The 15,543-nt window shown below is 69.4% G+C and carries 15 protein-coding genes; 8 read left to right on the top strand and 7 right to left on the bottom strand.

The window, feature by feature from the left end:
- Window positions 1–248: 248 nt before the first annotated feature.
- The 4 genes from HGN31_RS03125 to HGN31_RS03110 are packed head-to-tail and all read left to right on the top strand — an operon-like array spanning window position 249 to window position 3,055.
- Window positions 249–1,541, top strand: coding sequence for an adenylosuccinate synthase (locus HGN31_RS03125; RefSeq protein WP_036734443.1), 1,293 nt, complete (start codon window positions 249–251; stop codon window positions 1,539–1,541).
- Between the two features lie 4 nt (window positions 1,542–1,545).
- Window positions 1,546–2,184: an NAD(P)H-dependent oxidoreductase gene (locus HGN31_RS03120; RefSeq protein WP_168782300.1), complete on the top strand. Its 639-nt coding sequence runs from the start codon at window positions 1,546–1,548 to the stop codon at window positions 2,182–2,184.
- Complete coding sequence (locus tag HGN31_RS03115; protein WP_036712147.1) at window positions 2,181–2,399, top strand: DUF2842 domain-containing protein; 219 nt, start codon at window positions 2,181–2,183, stop codon at window positions 2,397–2,399. Before HGN31_RS03120 ends, HGN31_RS03115 begins: the two co-directional genes overlap by 4 nt.
- The gene (locus HGN31_RS03110; protein ID WP_168782299.1) at window positions 2,396–3,055 is read left to right on the top strand and encodes a thiamine diphosphokinase; all 660 of its coding nucleotides are present in this window, start codon (window positions 2,396–2,398) and stop codon (window positions 3,053–3,055) included. Before HGN31_RS03115 ends, HGN31_RS03110 begins: the two co-directional genes overlap by 4 nt.
- Before the next feature lie 52 nt (window positions 3,056–3,107).
- On the opposite strand, the gene HGN31_RS03105 is transcribed toward HGN31_RS03110, so the two are convergent.
- The 3 genes from HGN31_RS03105 to HGN31_RS03095 all read right to left on the bottom strand — a co-directional run bounded on the left by HGN31_RS03105 (window position 3,108) and on the right by HGN31_RS03095 (window position 6,912).
- Entirely contained in the window at window positions 3,108–4,142 is a 1,035-nt protein-coding gene (locus HGN31_RS03105) for an ABC transporter permease (protein WP_168782298.1), read from the bottom strand.
- Window positions 4,135–5,142, bottom strand: coding sequence for an ABC transporter permease (locus HGN31_RS03100; RefSeq protein WP_036699563.1), 1,008 nt, complete (start codon window positions 5,140–5,142; stop codon window positions 4,135–4,137). Before HGN31_RS03100 ends, HGN31_RS03105 begins: the two co-directional genes overlap by 8 nt.
- Window positions 5,143–5,211: 69 nt before the next feature.
- Window positions 5,212–6,912: a peptide ABC transporter substrate-binding protein gene (locus HGN31_RS03095; protein ID WP_036699566.1), complete on the bottom strand. Its 1,701-nt coding sequence runs from the start codon at window positions 6,910–6,912 to the stop codon at window positions 5,212–5,214.
- Between the two features lie 386 nt (window positions 6,913–7,298).
- Between HGN31_RS03095 and HGN31_RS03090 the strand changes: the two genes are divergently transcribed.
- Window positions 7,299–9,170, top strand: coding sequence for an ABC transporter ATP-binding protein (locus tag HGN31_RS03090; protein WP_168782297.1), 1,872 nt, complete (start codon window positions 7,299–7,301; stop codon window positions 9,168–9,170).
- Here the strand turns inward: HGN31_RS03090 and HGN31_RS03085 are convergent.
- Complete coding sequence (locus HGN31_RS03085) at window positions 9,167–9,778, bottom strand: AbiU2 domain-containing protein (protein WP_168782296.1); 612 nt, start codon at window positions 9,776–9,778, stop codon at window positions 9,167–9,169. The two genes, HGN31_RS03090 and HGN31_RS03085, sit on opposite strands and share 4 nt — an antisense overlap.
- Window positions 9,779–9,876: 98 nt before the next feature.
- Between HGN31_RS03085 and HGN31_RS03080 the strand changes: the two genes are divergently transcribed.
- Window positions 9,877–11,043 (top strand): M20 aminoacylase family protein, encoded by a 1,167-nt coding sequence (locus HGN31_RS03080; protein WP_043130649.1) that lies wholly within the window; start codon window positions 9,877–9,879, stop codon window positions 11,041–11,043.
- 29 nt (window positions 11,044–11,072) lie between these two features.
- Complete coding sequence (locus HGN31_RS03075) at window positions 11,073–11,435, top strand: hypothetical protein (protein WP_168782295.1); 363 nt, start codon at window positions 11,073–11,075, stop codon at window positions 11,433–11,435.
- A 21-nt stretch (window positions 11,436–11,456) separates the two neighbouring features.
- Here the strand turns inward: HGN31_RS03075 and HGN31_RS03070 are convergent, their stop codons facing one another.
- Entirely contained in the window at window positions 11,457–11,993 is a 537-nt protein-coding gene (locus tag HGN31_RS03070; RefSeq protein ID WP_168782294.1) for a hypothetical protein, read from the bottom strand.
- 159 nt (window positions 11,994–12,152) lie between these two features.
- Between HGN31_RS03070 and moaA the strand changes: the two genes are divergently transcribed.
- Entirely contained in the window at window positions 12,153–13,169 is a 1,017-nt protein-coding gene (moaA, locus tag HGN31_RS03065; protein WP_168782293.1) for a GTP 3',8-cyclase MoaA, read from the top strand.
- A gap of 5 nt (window positions 13,170–13,174) precedes the next feature.
- Here moaA and HGN31_RS03060 read toward each other — a convergent pair whose 3' ends face one another.
- On the bottom strand, window positions 13,175–13,654 hold the full coding sequence (locus HGN31_RS03060) for a hypothetical protein (RefSeq protein ID WP_168782292.1): 480 nt from the start codon (window positions 13,652–13,654) through the stop codon (window positions 13,175–13,177).
- A gap of 248 nt (window positions 13,655–13,902) precedes the next feature.
- On the bottom strand, window positions 13,903–15,501 hold the full coding sequence (locus HGN31_RS03055; protein ID WP_168782291.1) for a bifunctional metallophosphatase/5'-nucleotidase: 1,599 nt from the start codon (window positions 15,499–15,501) through the stop codon (window positions 13,903–13,905).
- Between the last annotated feature and the right edge of the window lie 42 nt (window positions 15,502–15,543).

The following is a 15,543-nucleotide window of genomic DNA, read 5'->3' as shown; positions in this document are numbered from 1 at the left end:
GGTCACGGCCCCCGGCCGGCGCCGCAGACTAGCGCGGGGCGGGGCGCGCGGCCAGTCTCGCGCGGCCAATCTCACCCAGCCCGGCGCAGCCCGGATCGTTCGCATGAACCGTGCATGAACGCTGCATGAACCTTGCACGAACATCGGACGCCTCGTGCATCGCCCTGTGCCGACCGTGCCGAATCCCTGCTTTCACGCGGGCGGCGCCGCCGCTATACCGCCTGCGGACCGGACGAAAGGACTCGCGGATGGCGAACGTGGTGGTGGTCGGCGCCCAGTGGGGCGACGAGGGCAAGGGCAAGATCGTCGATTGGCTGAGCGAGCGCGCCGACGTGATCGCCCGGTTCCAGGGCGGCCACAACGCCGGGCATACGCTCGTCATCGGCAACCAGGTGTTCAAGCTGTCGCTGCTGCCCTCGGGGATCGTGCGGCAGGGCAAGCTCGCCGTGATCGGCAACGGGGTCGTGCTCGACCCCTGGGCGCTATTCTCGGAAATCGACAAGCTTTCCGGCCAAGGCGTTCAGATCTCCACGGAAAACCTCGTCATCGCCGAGAACACGCCGCTGATCCTGCCGCTGCACCAGGACCTCGACCGGCTGCGCGAGGAGGCCGCGGGCGCGGCCAAGATCGGCACCACCGGCCGCGGCATCGGCCCGGCCTATGAGGACAAGGTCGGCCGCCGCACCATCCGCGTGGCCGATCTGGGCGACGAGGAGACGCTCGACAGCCGCCTCGACCGGCTGCTTGCCCACCACGATGCGCTGCGGGCGGGGCTGGGGGCCACGCCCATCGACCGCGCCGAACTCAAGGCGAAACTGCTCGAGATCGCGCCGAAGCTTCTGCCCTATGCGCAGCCGGTGTGGCGGATCATGGCGGACGCCCGCAAATCCGGCAAACGCATCCTCTTCGAGGGCGCGCAAGGCTCGCTGCTCGACATCGACTTCGGCACCTATCCCTATGTCACCTCGTCGACCACCATGTCCGGCATGGCGGCCTCGGGCACCGGCATGGGGCCCGGCGCGATCGGCTATGTGCTTGGAATCGTGAAGGCTTACACCACCCGTGTCGGCTCGGGCCCGTTCCCGACCGAGCTCGAGGACGAGATCGGCCAGCGGCTGGGCGAGCGTGGGCGCGAGTTCGGCACCGTCACCGGCCGCAAGCGCCGCTGCGGCTGGTTCGACGCGGCGCTGGTGCGCCAGACCTGCGCCATCTCGGGCGTGAACGGCATCGCGCTGACCAAGCTCGACGTGCTCGACGGGTTCGAGACGCTGAAGATCTGCACCGGCTACACGGTGGACGGGCGGCACTACGACTACCTCCCCACCGCGGCCGCGCTGCAGGCCCGCGCCGAGCCGGTCTATGAGGAAATCGAGGGCTGGTCGCAGTCGACCGAGGGCGCGCGCAGCTGGGCCGACCTGCCGGCGGCCGCGATCAAGTACGTCCGCCGCATCGAGGAGCTGATCCAGTGCCCGGTCGCGCTGCTCTCGACCAGCCCCGAGCGCGACGACACCATCCTCGTCACCGACCCCTTCGCGGATTGAGCCGATGCGGGTCCTGATCCTCGACGGCCACCCGGACGAGAACCGCCTGACGGGCGCGCTGCTCGACGCCTACGAGGCCGCGCTGCCCCCCGGCACCTCGGTCGCGCGGCTCGCCGTCCGCGATCTCGACTTCGATCCCAACCTGCGCGAGGGCTACGACGCCGTGCAGGAGTGGGAGCCGGACCTGCACCTCGTCTGGCAGGCGATCCTCGGCGCCGATCACGTCGTGCTGGGCTTCCCGCTGTGGTGGGGGGCCGAGCCGTCGCGGACCAAGGGGCTGTGGGACCGGCTGCTGGTGCCGACCAAGGCCTTCCAGGTCGAAGAGGGGGCGCTGCTGCAGGACCCGCTGCTGCGCGGGCGCTCGGCCGATCTGGTGGTGACGATGGACACCCCGCCGGCCGTCTATCGCTGGCTGATGCGCGACCCGGTGGGCCAGCGGATCGGCTGGCAGGTGTTCGGCTACTGCGGCATCGACCCGGTGCGGCGCTATTACTTCGGCATGGTCCGCGACGGCGGCGCCGAGCGGAACTTCGACCGCTGGGCGGCGCGGCTGGGCCATGCGGCGCGGACGGCGCACCGGCTGCGGCGGCGCGACGTCGCGCGCGAACAGGCGCTCGAGGCCGAGGCGGAGCAGTCGTCATGAACCTCGCGCAACGCAAACGCTGGTCGCTGGTACTGCTGCTCGTGTGGCTGCCGCTCTACCTCGCCTTCGCGTGGTGGCTGCTGGCGTGGGTCTCGGACCAGTTCGGCGGGCGGCCGCCGGCGTGGCTGGAACTGCCGCTCTACCTCGTGCTGGCCTTCGCCTGGGCGATCCCCTTCCGGCGGGTGTTCTCGGGCATCGGCCGAGGCGACGAATGAGCCACGCGCCCGCCCTCTCGGTGGCCGAGGGGGTGACGCTGATCGGTGGTGGCGAGGTCGGGCCGCAGGCCCTCGCCGCGGCCCTGGCGCTGGCCCCGGTCGTGGCGGCGGCCGACAGCGGGGCCGATGCGGCGCTGGCGCGGGGGCTGCTGCCGCGGGCGGTGATCGGCGATCTCGACAGCCTCTCGGACGACGCCCGCGCCCGGCTCGCCCCGGTGCTGCACCACGTCCCCGAGCAGGACACCACCGACTTCGAGAAGGCCCTGGCGCGCATCGCAGCGCCCTTCGTCCTCGCCGTGGGCTTCGCCGGGCCGCGGCTCGATCACGCGCTGGCGGCGCTGAACATCCTCGCCCGCCGCGTCGGCCCGCCGACGGTGCTGCTGACCGAGGCGGACGCCGTGCTTTGCTGCCCCCCGCGCGTGACGGCCGACCTGCCGACGGGCACACGGCTCTCGCTCTTCCCGATGGGCCCGGCGCGGGCCGAGGCCCAAGGGCTGCGCTGGCCGGTCGAGGGGATCGGCTTCGCCCCCGGCGGCCGCATCGGCACCTCGAACGAGATCACCGGCCCGCTGCGGCTCTCCGTTCAGGGCGAGATGCTGCTGATCCTCCCGCTCGCGGAACTGGAAACGGCGCGGACCATCGCCCGCGCCGCCTGAGTTCTCGCTTGCGCAAATATCCCGGGGTCCGGGGCAGCGCCCCGGTCCGGCCTCACCGCCCGCGTATCCGCGGGTCCATCGCGTCGCGCAGGCCGTCGCCGATGTAGTTCACGGTCAGCACCGTCAGCGAGATCAGCAGCCCCGGCAGGACCACCCGCATCGGATAGGTCTGCATCTGCGGGATCGCGTCGAACAGCAGCCGCCCCCAGGTCGGGAAGTCCGGCGGGAAGCCGAGCCCCAGGAAGGACAGCGCCGATTCGGTGATGATGGCGCTAGCGATCCCCAGCGTCGCGGCGACCATGATCGGCGACAGCACGTTGGGCAGGATGTGGCGCATCACCATCCGGCGGTTCGGCGTGCCGATCGACCGGGCGGCGAGAATGAACTCGCGCTCTTTCAGGCCCAGCACGTCGCCGCGCACGATCCGCGCCGCCTGCATCCACGAAGTCGCGCCGATGGCGACGACGATCAGCAGGAACGTCCCGGTTCCGGTGCCGAGGTTCTTCGACAGCGGCTCGCGGAACAGCGTCACCATCAGCAGCAGCAGCGGCAGCAGCGGCAGCGCGAGGAACAGCTCGATCAGCCGCGACAGCGGCGCGTCCAGCCGGCGGTAGTAGCCGGCGAGGATGCCGATCAGGCTGCCGAGCGTGACCGCGATGACCATCGCCGTCATGCTCACCGCGATCGAGGTCTGGCCGCCCGCCATCAGCCGCGAGAGCGTGTCGCGCCCGAGCTGGTCGGTGCCCAGCGGGTGCGCCCAGCTCGGCCCGGTGTTGCGGTTGCGGATGTCCACGAAGGTCGGGTCGATGGTCCAGATCCACGGGCCGACCAGCACGAACAGCAGGATCGCCACGAACAGCACCAGCGCGATCATCGCGCCGGTGTGGCTGCGGAACTGCGCCCAGACGTCGCGCCACTGGCTGCGCGTCGCCGGGGTCGCGGGCGTCGCGCTGACCGGATCGTCGGGCGGCAGGGTCGAGGCCGCCGGCGCCGCCGCGTTGGACGCGGTCTCGCGCAGCAGCTCGGCGCGGTCGCGGGCGGGCTCGGCCGCCCGGGCGGCGGCGGTGGAGGGGGTGGGCTCAGTCATAGCGGATCCGCGGGTCGAGGATGCCATAGAGCAGATCGGCGATCAGCGTGAACACCACGATCAGGATGGCAAAGATGAAGGTGAGCGTCAGCACCATCGGGATGTCGTTCGCGTGGATGGCCGAGATCAGCAACTGCCCCAGACCGTTCACGCGGAACACCTGCTCGGTGATGATGGCGCCGCCGAAGACCGCCGGCAGCCCCAGCGCGATCACGGTCACGACCGGGATCAGGCTGTTGCGCAGCACGTGCTTGAGGACCACGGTCTTTTCCGAAAGCCCCTTGGCGCGGGCGGTGCGGACATAGTCCTGGCGCAGGTTGTCGAGCATCGAGGCACGCATGAAGCGGCTGATCTGCGCGGCGTTGTAGAGTGCCAGCACCGTCACCGGCATGATCATCTGCCGCACCTGCTGCCAGAAGCTCGCCCAGTCCGTCACCCGCAGCGTGGTGTCATAGACCGAGGGGAACCACTGCAGGTTCACCGCGAAGATGATGATGAGCACCACCCCGGTGAAGAAGGTCGGCATCGAGAACCCGACCATCGAGACGAACGTGCCGAGCTGGTCGAACCACGAATATTGCTTGTAGGCCGAGATGATTCCGATCGGGATCGCGATCAGCACGCCCACGAGGTAGCTGAAGCCGACGACGATCAGCGTCTGCGGGATGCGCTGGGCGATCACGTCGAACACCGGCACGCGCGACTGGAAGCTGATGATGCGCTGCTGCCCCTCGACGATCGAGGTGCCGAAAGCCTGGTCGATCCAGTGCATCGGCTCGATCCAGAAGAACTGCTTCAGCCACAGCACGTAGCGGATGTACCACGCCTGGCCGAGGCCGAGCGCCTCGCGCATCCGCTCTTTCACCTCGGGCGGGACGGTCAGGGGGACGTCGCCCAAGGGGTCGCCGGGCGACAGCTCGAGCAGAAGGAAGATCACCAGCGAGATGAACAGGAGAGTCGGGATCGCGAGCAGCAATCGCCGCAAAGCATAGGTCAGCATGAGCCTGCCCCGGAACGAAAGGGGCCGCCCCGCCTCGGGGGCAGGGCGGCCGGGTTGATGGGGATGGGCTTACTTCACCCGGGTCCAGTCCTGGACGTTCCACATCTCGGTGTCCCAGACGTTCATGATCACGCCGCCGAGCGTGTTCGACTTGGCCGAGAACCGGCCGCGGTCGATCAGCGGCAGGGTCACGTTCGATTCGACCGTGATCATGTTGTTCAGATCCTTGGCCAGCTGGGCGCGCTTGGCGGGGTCGATCTCGACCACCATCTGCTTGACCTTCTCGTCATAGGCCGGGTCGCAGTAGCGGTTGTAGTTCTCACCCTGCCACTGGTTCGCCGGCGACGGCGCCTTCTCGCAGGTCCACTGCGCGAGGTAGGGCTGCGGGTCGGTGCCGTCGAAGTTGTTGGCGTACATCTGCACGTCGGCATAGAACTTCTGCAGCGTGTCGGGCGAGCCCGCGTCGGCGCCGAAGAACACCGAACCGTCGACCTGCTTCAGCTCGGTCTCGATCCCGATCTCGGACCACCACTGCTTGATGATCGACTGGAATTCCTGCCGGACCGGGTTCACCGAGGTCTGGAACAGGATCTTCATCTTCTTGCCGTCCTTCTCGCGGATGCCGTCGGCACCCGGGACCCAGCCGGCCTCGTCGAGCAGCTTCTTGGCGCCCTCGATGTCCTGCTTGAAGCAGCTGTCGTTCTTGGCGGCGTACATCTCGGGCGCGGGCACGAGGTCGCAGCTCGGGCGGCCGGCGTCGCCGTAGCCGATGTCCACCAGCGCCTGCCGGTCAAGCGCCATCGACAGCGCCTTGCGGACCTTGGGGTCGCTCAGGAACGGGTGCGGGTGCTTGGTGGTCGAGCGCTCGTCGGCCGGCAGGTCCGAGGACGGGTCGGTCTGGTTCAGCTCGATCCGCTCGACCAGGGTGCCGAAGTCCACGATGAACTCGCCCTTGCCGCCGGCCTTCATCTGCTCTTGCACTTCGGGGTTCACCTGGGTGTTCCAGGCATAGTCGAACTCGCCCGTCTCCATCACCGCGCGGGTGGCCGACTCGGCGTCGCCGCCGCCCTTGACCATCGCGGTCGCGAACGCGGGCTTGGCGGGGTCGCGGTAGTTGGGGTTCGCTTCCAGCATCACCACGTCGTTCACCTTGAAGTCGGTGACGCGGAACGGGCCGGTGCCGATCGGCTTGGTGTTCTGCTCGGTGCAGGTCGAGGCAGCGGTGCCGAGGCAGTTCTGGAACTGCGCCTTTTGCAGGATCGGCGAGGTGGCGCCGACGAAGGCGCTGAACGGGTTGGGCTGCGGGCCCTCGAAGGTGACCTTGACGGTCAGCGGGTCCACGACCTCGACGGTCTTGACGCCCTCATAGCGCGACAGCTGCGCGCAGCCCCCCTCGGGGTGCATGCAGTAGTCGGCGGTGAACTTGACGTCCTCGGCGGTGAAGTCGGTGCCGTCCGACCACTTGAGGTCCGGTTTGATCTTCCAGGTGATCGAGGTCATGTCCTCGGAGATGCCGCCATTCTCGCGCGAGGGGATCTCGGCGGCGAGGCGCGGGAAGATGTTGCCCTTCTCGTCGAAGCCGGCCAGCGGCTCGAGCACCATCGAGCCGACCTCGATGTCCTTGGTGCCGCCCGACATGTAGCCGTTCATGGTCGAGACGGCCTGCGAATAGAGGATGTTCACCTGGCCGTCCGCGCCGCGCTCGGCGTGGGCGGCGGTGGCCAGCGCCATCGTCGCTGCGGCGCCCATCATCAGGGTGGTCAGTTTCATGCAAAGTCTCCCGTGTTGGTTTGGGCCGCGGGGCCTCTTTTTTGACGGCGCGCCGGTCCGACGGCCGGCGCGTCTCGCTGCCTTTCGGCGGGCGCGCCCTCGGAATGGACGCAGTTTCATCGCCGCTCAGGCCGAATTGCAAGGGCAAAGATCGCGGCCCCGTGAGGGCGACGCGGGGTCGCCAACGCATGGCATCGGCCCGGCGCAGGCGGGGCAGGGCGGGCGGGGGCGGGCCGGCCGCGCGCCGTCCCGCACCGCCCCGCCGCCCCGCGCGCCCCCACGTCCGGGGGGCCGCCCTGCGCGCCAAGGCTTGCAAACGCCGACCGCCGGCGGCAACTTTCGCCAATTCGACGGCCCGCCAGAGGCCGCGCCTCAGGGAGACTGCCATGCTCGACACTCCGCGCAACCGCCACGGCGCCGGACCTGCGGCGCAGGACGCGCCGCTCGTCTCGATCGACGGGCTGAGGGTCAGCTTCCAGACCCGCGAGGGCCGCGTGACCGGGGTCGAGGAGATCGGCTTCGACATCCGCCCCGGCGAATGCGTCTGCGTGGTGGGGGAATCGGGGTCGGGCAAGTCGGTCACTTCGCTCTCGCTGATGCGGCTGGTGGAATACGGCGGCGGCCGGATCGACGGCGGGGTGATGCTGTTCGACGCGGGCGGGGCGAAGCCCGTCGATCTGGCGCGCCAGTCCGACGCCGCCATGCGCCGCATCCGCGGCGACAAGATCGGGATGATCTTCCAGGAGCCGATGACCTCGCTCAACCCGGTCTTCACCGTGGGCGACCAGCTAAGCGAATCGCTGATCGTGCATCGGGGGATGACCAAGGCACAGGCCAAGGCCCGCGCGCTCGCGCTGCTGCGCGAGGTGCGCATCCCCGAGCCCGAGCGGCGGCTGAACCAGTATCCGCACGAACTCTCGGGCGGGATGCGCCAGCGCGTCGTGATCGCCATGGCGATGGCCTGCGAGCCGCGGCTTCTGATCTGCGACGAGCCGACGACCGCGCTCGACGTGACGATCCAGGCCGAGATCCTCGCCCTCATCAACCGGCTGAAGCGCGAAAAGCAGATGGCGGTGCTGTTCATCACCCATGACATGGCGGTGGTGGCGCAGATGGCCGACCGCGTAGTGGTGATGTTCCGCGGCAACAAGGTCGAGGAGGGGCCGGTCGAGCAGATCTTCGAGGCCCCGCAGGAGGATTACACCAAGGCGCTGCTGGCCGCCGTCCCGCGCCTGGGCGAGATGGCGGGCACCGACGCGCCGATCCCGCTGCGGCTGATGCGGGCCGGGCAGGTGGTCGAGCCGCGCCCGATCGTGGTCGAGAACCCGCAGCCGCTGCTCGAGGTGCGCGACCTCTGCACCCGCTTCGTCGTCAAGGGCGGGCTTCTGCGCCGCACCGTGGCGCAGGTTCACGCGGTCGAGGACGTGTCCTTCACACTGAACGCCGGCGAGACGCTGTCGCTGGTCGGCGAATCGGGCTGCGGCAAGTCCACCGCCGGACGCTCGATCCTGCGGCTGGTCGAGCCGACCTCGGGGTCGGTGCATCTCGGCGGCACCGATGTTCTGGCGCTCAGCCCCTCGCAACTGCGGCGGGCGCGGCAGGACATGCAGATGATCTTCCAGGACCCGTTTGCCTCGCTCGACCCGCAGATGAAGCTGTATGACCAGCTCGAGGAACCGATGCTGAACTATGGCATCGGGTCAAAGTCGGAACGCCAGGACCGGATCGCGGGGCTGTTCGACCGGGTGGAACTGCCGCGCAGCTTCATGCGCCGCTATCCGCACGAGATGTCCGGCGGCCAGCGCCAGCGCATCGCCATCGCCCGCGCCCTGGCGCTGCGGCCGAAACTCATCATCGCCGACGAGGCGGTGTCGGCGCTGGACGTGTCGGTGCAGGCGCAGGTGCTGAACCTGCTGATGGAGCTGCAGCAGGACATGGGCATTTCGATGCTCTTCATCAGCCACGACATGGCCGTGGTCGAGCGCGTCAGCCACCATGTCGCGGTGATGTATCTGGGCCGGATCGTCGAGATCGGCACCCGCCGGCAGGTCTTCGAGAACCCGCAGCACAGCTATACCCGCCAGCTCATGTCGGCGGTCCCGGTGGCCGATCCGCGGCAGAAGAAGATCAGCGAGGACCTGAACTTCAAGCCGATCCCGTCACCGATCCACCCGGTCGGCCACGTCCCGCCGCGCTCGGTCTACCGCGAGGTCGCGCCGGGGCACCGGGTGCTGGTCCAGCCGGTGACCCACGGCTAGGCCGGGCCGGGGGATTGGCAAACGATCTGGTTAGCCAGAATCTTCCACGCGGATCTGCAGACCTCTTCCGTCTTGCGCATATTGTGGACCAAGTGCTCATTTCCGCCTGTTAGAGCGGAGTTAAGTTCGTCGATGAGTGAGAGAGTGTCTGCCGAAAACACTAATATCTCACTGTAGGTGAATCCTTCGTCCACAACCCCCAAGCGCTCGCGGTCGCGGCTGTTAGGTGCACGGTGTGCCAGCCATTCGGTACGCATAACCAGCACCCGCTTCAGAGTTTCCGAAGCGCTAAGTCTGTCGAAGCTCGCCTTTAAGCCCACGCTGCGGCCCTTGTCTGAGGCGTCAAGTCTGGGTTGGAGGTCGGGCATCATTTTAGGTAGCGAAATGACGTCCCTGCTTTGGTCCCAGATGCGGGCGACCAGCGTTGCGAGATGCATCTCACAGGCCCGTCGCGTAATGTGCAGCGCGTGATTAGCTGGTTCGCTCTGCATGATCTGGTGCCAGTCTTCATTTCCGATGACCGAGCGCAGCCAGCCGGTCAAACGAGCTTGATCCTTGCAAATGTCATTCAGTGCCGACAGTGCGGGGAAGGAAGAAGGCTGCTCCATACTTTGCTCCAAAGTGGCGAGTGGTCGATTATCACGTCACGCTGGGCTTCCAAACGGTACGTCCCTTTCCTATCCTCCTTGGATCAAGGAGACACGCCATGCCCGTCAAGAACCGCTTCGCCGAGATGCTGCCCGAGATCACCGCCTGGCGGCGCGAGTTCCACGAGAACCCCGAGCTGCTCTACGAGGTGCACCGCACCGCCGGCCGCGTGGCCGAGTTGCTGCGCGAGTTCGGGGTCGATGAGGTGGTCGAAGGGATCGGCCGCACCGGCGTCGTCGGCGTGATCCGCGGCAAGACCGACACGAGCGGCCGGGTCATCGGCCTGCGCGCCGACATGGACGCCCTGCCGATCGTCGAGCAGACCGGCGCCGCCTACGCCTCGAAGACCCCGGGCGTCATGCACGCCTGCGGCCATGACGGCCACACCGCGATGCTGCTGGGCGCGGCGAAATACCTCGCCGAGACGCGCAACTTCGACGGCACCGCGGTGGTGATCTTCCAGCCCGCCGAAGAGGGCGGCGGCGGCGGGCTGGCCATGATCGAGGACGGGCTCGCCGAGCGCTGGGGCATCCAGGAGTTCTACGGGATGCACAACATGCCCGGCATCCCGGTCGGCACCTTCGCCATCCGCGAGGGCGGCATCATGGCCGCCGCCGACCAGTTCGAGATCACCGTGACCGGCAAGGGCGGCCACGCCGCCAAGCCGCACGAGGGGATCGACCCGGTGCTGGTCAGCGCCCACATCATCACCGCGCTGCAGTCTATCGTCTCGCGCAACGTCGATCCGCTGAAGAACGGGGTGGTGTCGGCCACGGTCGTGCAGACCGACTCGACCGCCTACAACGTGATCCCGCAGGTGGTGCGGCTGAAGGGCACGGCCCGCAGCCTCGATCCCCACGTCCGCGACCAGCTGCAGGAGGGGATCACCCGCGTCGCGACGAGCGTGGCGACGGCGTTCGGCGCCGTGGCCGAGGTCGCCTATAACCGCGGCTATCCGGTGACGGTGAACCACCCCGACGAGACCGGCCATGCCATCGAGGTGGCGCGGATGATCTCGGCCGACGTCGACACCGACGTCGCTCCGATGATGGGGGGCGAGGATTTCAGCTACATGCTCGAGGCGCGGCCGGGGGCGTATATCTTCGTCGGCAATGGCGACACGGCGATGGTCCACCATCCGGCCTACGACTTCGACGACGACGCGATCCCGTTCGGGTCGAGCTGGTTTGCGGGCATGGTCGAGGCGCGGATGCCGGCGGCCTGAGGCGGCCCCGTGCCGGGCCGCGCCTGACGGTGGCCGACCGCCTGCCTGCGGCGCTCGCCGCGGAACTCGAGGCGCTGGGCCTCGGCGCGGGCTTCGTCCCGCCCGAGGCCGTGGCCGCCTCCGCTAGCGGCGGCCTTGCCCTGCGCGCCCGGCACGGGCGTGGCGGGACCGACGTCGGGGTGGCGCGGGCCGAGGCGCTGGCGGCCCGCCGTCCCCACTCCGCGCGCGAGATGCGGGTGATCGCCGGTTGGTTCGCCCGCTTCGCCTATCTGCGCGGCGGGCGCGGCTGGGACGATGCGGCCAGCCCTTCGACCGGCCGCATCGCGTGGGAATTATGGGGCGGCGACGCCGGCCGCGACTGGGTCGAGCGGCTGCGCCCCGAGTGGAGCTGACCGCCGCCCCCTCCGTGCGGGTCAGGCGCTGAAGACCTCGACGGTCGGCAGGTCGGTCAGGCCGATCCCGAGCGTGGTCAGCGCGGGCAGCGAGACCTGGCTGCCGGCCGAGGCGGGGCCGCCGAGCGGGATCAGGTCCACGTTCACCGACTTGCCGTTGGCCGGGTTGACGATCCGCCCCTTGCCGGCGGCCTTGACCAGCGGCGTGCGCATCCAGAACCCGCCCTGCGTCGCGTCGCCGAGCGAGGCGACCGTGGTGCCGAGCCGCCCGCCTTTGGCGGCAGGCGCGGTGGCCGCGGCCTTTTCGGCCGCCGAGGCGTCCAGCTGGGCCACGCTGCGCGAGCCGGCCGGGCGCTGCAGCGTGCCCACCGTCAGCGTGTCGGGGATGGTGCCGGTGCGCGCCTCGGCGGCGGCCGCGGCGGCCGCATCGCCCGCGGTGGCGCCGACGGTCGCGCCGGTGGTGCGCGGCGCGGGCGTGGGCGTCGGGTCGGTCATGGTCGTCTGGCAGGCCGCGAGGGCCAGCGCGGGAAGGATCAGGGCAAGGCGGGCGATGGTCATGGTCGGACGTCCCTCGGTGTCGGGGCCGCGCCCGTCGCGCGACCCTCGCTATTGAGTCAACGTGGCCGCAGGGCGCGCGCCTGTCCACGCACCAGCGCGTGTGCTGGGCGTTTTTCCGCCGTTCTTGTGTGGCTGGCGCCACGGCCCTATGTTGGCGGCATGGCCGAAACCACCCCGCTGATCGACCCCTTCGCCCGGCCCATCACCTATCTGCGGGTGTCGGTCACCGACCGCTGCGATTTCCGCTGCACCTACTGCATGGCCGAGCACATGCAGTTTCTGCCCAAGGCCGAGCTGCTGACGCTGGAAGAACTCGAGCGGCTCTGCGGCGCCTTCGTCGATCTGGGCGTCCGCAAGCTGCGGATCACCGGCGGCGAGCCGCTGGTGCGGCGCAACATCCTGTCGTTCTTCGAGGCGATGGCCGGGCGGCTGGGCAGCGGGCCGGGGCAAGGGCTCGACGAGCTCACCCTGACCACCAACGGCAGCCAGCTCGCCCGCTTCGCCGCGCCGCTGGCGGCGCTGGGGGTGCGGCGGGTGAACGTCTCGCTCGACACGCTCGACCCCGACCGCTTCGCCGCGATCACCCGCTGGGGGCGGCTGCCGCAGGTCCTCGACGGCATCTGCGCCGCTCAGGACGCGGGGCTGCGGGTCAAGATCAACACCGTGGCGCTCAAGGGCTTCAACGAGGACGAGCTGTTCACGCTGGTGGACTGGTGCGCCGCCGAGGGCCACGACCTGACCTTCATCGAGGTCATGCCGATGGGCGAGATGGGCGACGAGCTGCGGCTCGACCAGTACTGGGCGCTGTCGGACCTGCGCGCCCGGCTGGCCGAGCGGCTGACGCTGACGCCCCTGGCCGAGCGCACCGGCGGCCCGGCCCGATATGTCCGGGTCGAGGAGACGGGGGCGAAGATCGGCTTCATCACCCCGCTCACGCATAACTTCTGCGAAAGCTGCAACCGGGTGCGGGTGACCTGCACGGGTGAGCTGTTCATGTGCCTCGGGCAAGAGGACCGCGCCGACCTGCGCGCGCCGCTGCGCGCGAGCCTGGACGAGGCGCCGCTCAAGGCCGCGATCCGCGCCGCCATCTCCCGCAAGCCCAAGGGGCACGACTTCGATTACTCCCGCGGGGTCGCCGGCACCATGAGCCGCCACATGAGCCACACCGGCGGCTGAGGCCGTCACCGGATCTCGACCGAGACCACGTCCTTGACATACCGCGCCCCGCGCCCGTCGCCGGGGGATACGGCGCGGACGCCATCCGGCGTGGGCTGGCCGTCGACCGTGAGCGACAGCAGCACCGGGCGGTTGCCGAAGTCCGGCATCAGCTCGCCCATCGAGAACGCGACCGCATGGCCGTCACGCCCCGTCACGATCACCGACTGCCGCAACGCGGGCTTGGGGTCGGCCGGCGCGAGGCCCAGCCGCCCGAGCACAGCCCAGAGGTGCGGGCCGCTGTAATGCTCGGCGCGCGGCCCCTTGGAGGTCTCGTAGCGTACGTCCACCTCTTCGACCGGCAGGCCGGCGAGGGTGTCCGCGGTGATGGCGGCGCTGGTCGCCTGCGCGTCCGCCGCGAGCGTCGGTTGCGGGGTCTCGGCAAGGCCGAGTGTCGCGGGCAGGGCGAAGAGCGCAAGGGCGCAAACGACAGACAGACGCGACATCGGCACGCCTCGAATCGGTTATGTTCGGGCAAACATAACCAGCGCGCCGGTCGTGGCGCAAGCGCATCGGCCGCACGCCGCATCGGCGGCGCGACAGCGATCTGAAATAAGAGGATGATGTTAGCGCGGAGGTTCTGCGCCGTGGCGCCTTTCGGCCACGCGCTACGCTCCTCCGCTTCTGTCTAGCCCAAATACCCCGGCCCGGAGTCGGACGCCCCGCGGATCACCGTCCGCGGGGCGCTCGCGCGTCATTTCACGGTGATCCGCCCGTCCACCGCCGGTTTGAAACCGGCGCCCTGCTGGGCCAGCCACTCGGCCAGAACGTCGGCCAGATCGGGGCCGAAGTCATAGGCGTTGGCCGCGTCCGCGAACATCTTGTAGCCGTCGCCGCCGCCCCGGACGTAGTTGTTGGTCACGACCTTATAGGTCGCAGCCGGGTCGATCGGCGCCCAGCCGTCGCCCGACTTCACCTCGACCGCGCTGATCCGGTGGCCGGCCTCGGCCTTGGGATCGAGGGTGTATTTCAGCCCCGCCACCTGGGCAAAGCGGCCCGCGGCGTCCTCGTACTGGCTGGCGCCGTTCTCGAGCGCCTTGACCAGCGTCTCGCCCGTCGCCTCGAAGGTGGCCAGCGTGTTCTGGAACGGCAGCACCGAATAGACCTCGCCCATCGTCACCGGCCCGGCGTCGATCGAGGCGCGCAGGCCGCCGCCGTTCTGGATGGCGATGGTGACGCCCTGGCCGGCGACGCGGGCGAGCATCGCCTCGGCCACGACGTTGCCCATTTCGCATTCCTTCGCCCGGCAGCTTTCGCGTGCGCCGTCGATGGGGGCGGCGATCTCCGCCACCTGGCGCTGGCGCAGCTCGTCGATGGGGCCGGCCATCTCCTTGACGCGGGCGGCGATGGCCTCGTCCTCGGGCAGCGACTGGTCGAGCAGGATCGGCGCGCCCTCGGCCTTGGTCAGCTTGCCCGCGTCGTCGAAGGTCAGGGTCAGGTGGCCCAGGTACTTGCCGTAGGCATAGGCGGTCGCCACCGGCACCTCGGCGCCGTCCGCGCCCTTGACCATGGTGGGATAGGCGCCCGCCGCCCCCTCCATGTCGCCCAGCAGCGTGTGCGAGTGCCCGCCGATCACCGCGTCGAGCCCCGGCACCTGCGCCGCATAGTCGAGGTCGCGGTGATACCCCACGTGGGTCAGCGCGATGACCTTGGTCACCCCGGCCTCCTTCAGCGCGGCCACGTCGCCCTTGAGGCTCTCCATGTCGTCCTTGAAGATCACCGCCGGTCCCGGCGCCGCCGTCTCGGGCGTGTCCATCGCCAGCGTCGAGACCAGCCCGATCTTTTCGCCGCCCACCTCGAGCGTCAGCGTGTCCTGCAGCTTGCCCTTGAGCTGGTTCGACTGCGACACGTCGAGGTTGCCCGACATCACCGGGAACTTCGCCCCGTCGAGCAGGATAAGCGCGCCGTCCGGGCCGTCGTCGAACTCGTGGTTGCCGAGCGCCATCGCGTCGTAACCGATCGCATTCATGAACTCGACCGTGTCCTTGCCCTTGTAGGTCGTGTAGAACAGCGAGCCCTGGTACTGGTCGCCCGCGTCCAGCACGATCACGTTGCCGCCCGCCGCCTTGATCTCGTCGCGCTTGGCGGCGATGGCCGCGGCCATCCGGGCGACGCCGCCGAAGCATTCCTTCTTCTCGAGCGTCTCGGCGTCGCAGGTCGAATCGTACGTGTTGATCGGCTCGATGCGGCTGTGAAAGTCGTTGCTGTGCAGGATATGCAGGACGTACTCGGCCTGCGCCGCACCGACGCTGAGGGCGAGGCAGCCGGCCGAGGCCAGGAGAATGCGTTTCATCGGGGTCCCTTTTTCGCTGGTCTGTCGCGGGTGGTGGGACCA

It is taken from the genome of Paracoccus sanguinis (assembly GCF_012689545.1).
Classification (GTDB): domain Bacteria; phylum Pseudomonadota; class Alphaproteobacteria; order Rhodobacterales; family Rhodobacteraceae; genus Paracoccus; species Paracoccus panacisoli.
The sequence above is the reverse complement of the archived record's forward strand: the minus strand, read 5'-3'. Positions and strand labels throughout refer to the sequence as shown.

Coding starts and splice junctions, on each gene's coding strand:
- HGN31_RS03125 (WP_036734443.1), top strand. CDS start 249: ATGGCGAACGTGGTGGTGGTCGGCGCCCAGTGGGGCGACGAGGGCAAG.
- HGN31_RS03120 (WP_168782300.1), top strand. CDS start 1,546: ATGCGGGTCCTGATCCTCGACGGCCACCCGGACGAGAACCGCCTGACG.
- HGN31_RS03115 (WP_036712147.1), top strand. CDS start 2,181: ATGAACCTCGCGCAACGCAAACGCTGGTCGCTGGTACTGCTGCTCGTG.
- HGN31_RS03110 (WP_168782299.1), top strand. CDS start 2,396: ATGAGCCACGCGCCCGCCCTCTCGGTGGCCGAGGGGGTGACGCTGATC.
- HGN31_RS03105 (WP_168782298.1), bottom strand. CDS start 4,142: ATGACTGAGCCCACCCCCTCCACCGCCGCCGCCCGGGCGGCCGAGCCC.
- HGN31_RS03100 (WP_036699563.1), bottom strand. CDS start 5,142: ATGCTGACCTATGCTTTGCGGCGATTGCTGCTCGCGATCCCGACTCTC.
- HGN31_RS03095 (WP_036699566.1), bottom strand. CDS start 6,912: ATGAAACTGACCACCCTGATGATGGGCGCCGCAGCGACGATGGCGCTG.
- HGN31_RS03090 (WP_168782297.1), top strand. CDS start 7,299: ATGCTCGACACTCCGCGCAACCGCCACGGCGCCGGACCTGCGGCGCAG.
- HGN31_RS03085 (WP_168782296.1), bottom strand. CDS start 9,778: ATGGAGCAGCCTTCTTCCTTCCCCGCACTGTCGGCACTGAATGACATT.
- HGN31_RS03080 (WP_043130649.1), top strand. CDS start 9,877: ATGCCCGTCAAGAACCGCTTCGCCGAGATGCTGCCCGAGATCACCGCC.
- HGN31_RS03070 (WP_168782294.1), bottom strand. CDS start 11,993: ATGACCATCGCCCGCCTTGCCCTGATCCTTCCCGCGCTGGCCCTCGCG.
- moaA (WP_168782293.1), top strand. CDS start 12,153: ATGGCCGAAACCACCCCGCTGATCGACCCCTTCGCCCGGCCCATCACC.
- HGN31_RS03060 (WP_168782292.1), bottom strand. CDS start 13,654: ATGTCGCGTCTGTCTGTCGTTTGCGCCCTTGCGCTCTTCGCCCTGCCC.
- HGN31_RS03055 (WP_168782291.1), bottom strand. CDS start 15,501: ATGAAACGCATTCTCCTGGCCTCGGCCGGCTGCCTCGCCCTCAGCGTC.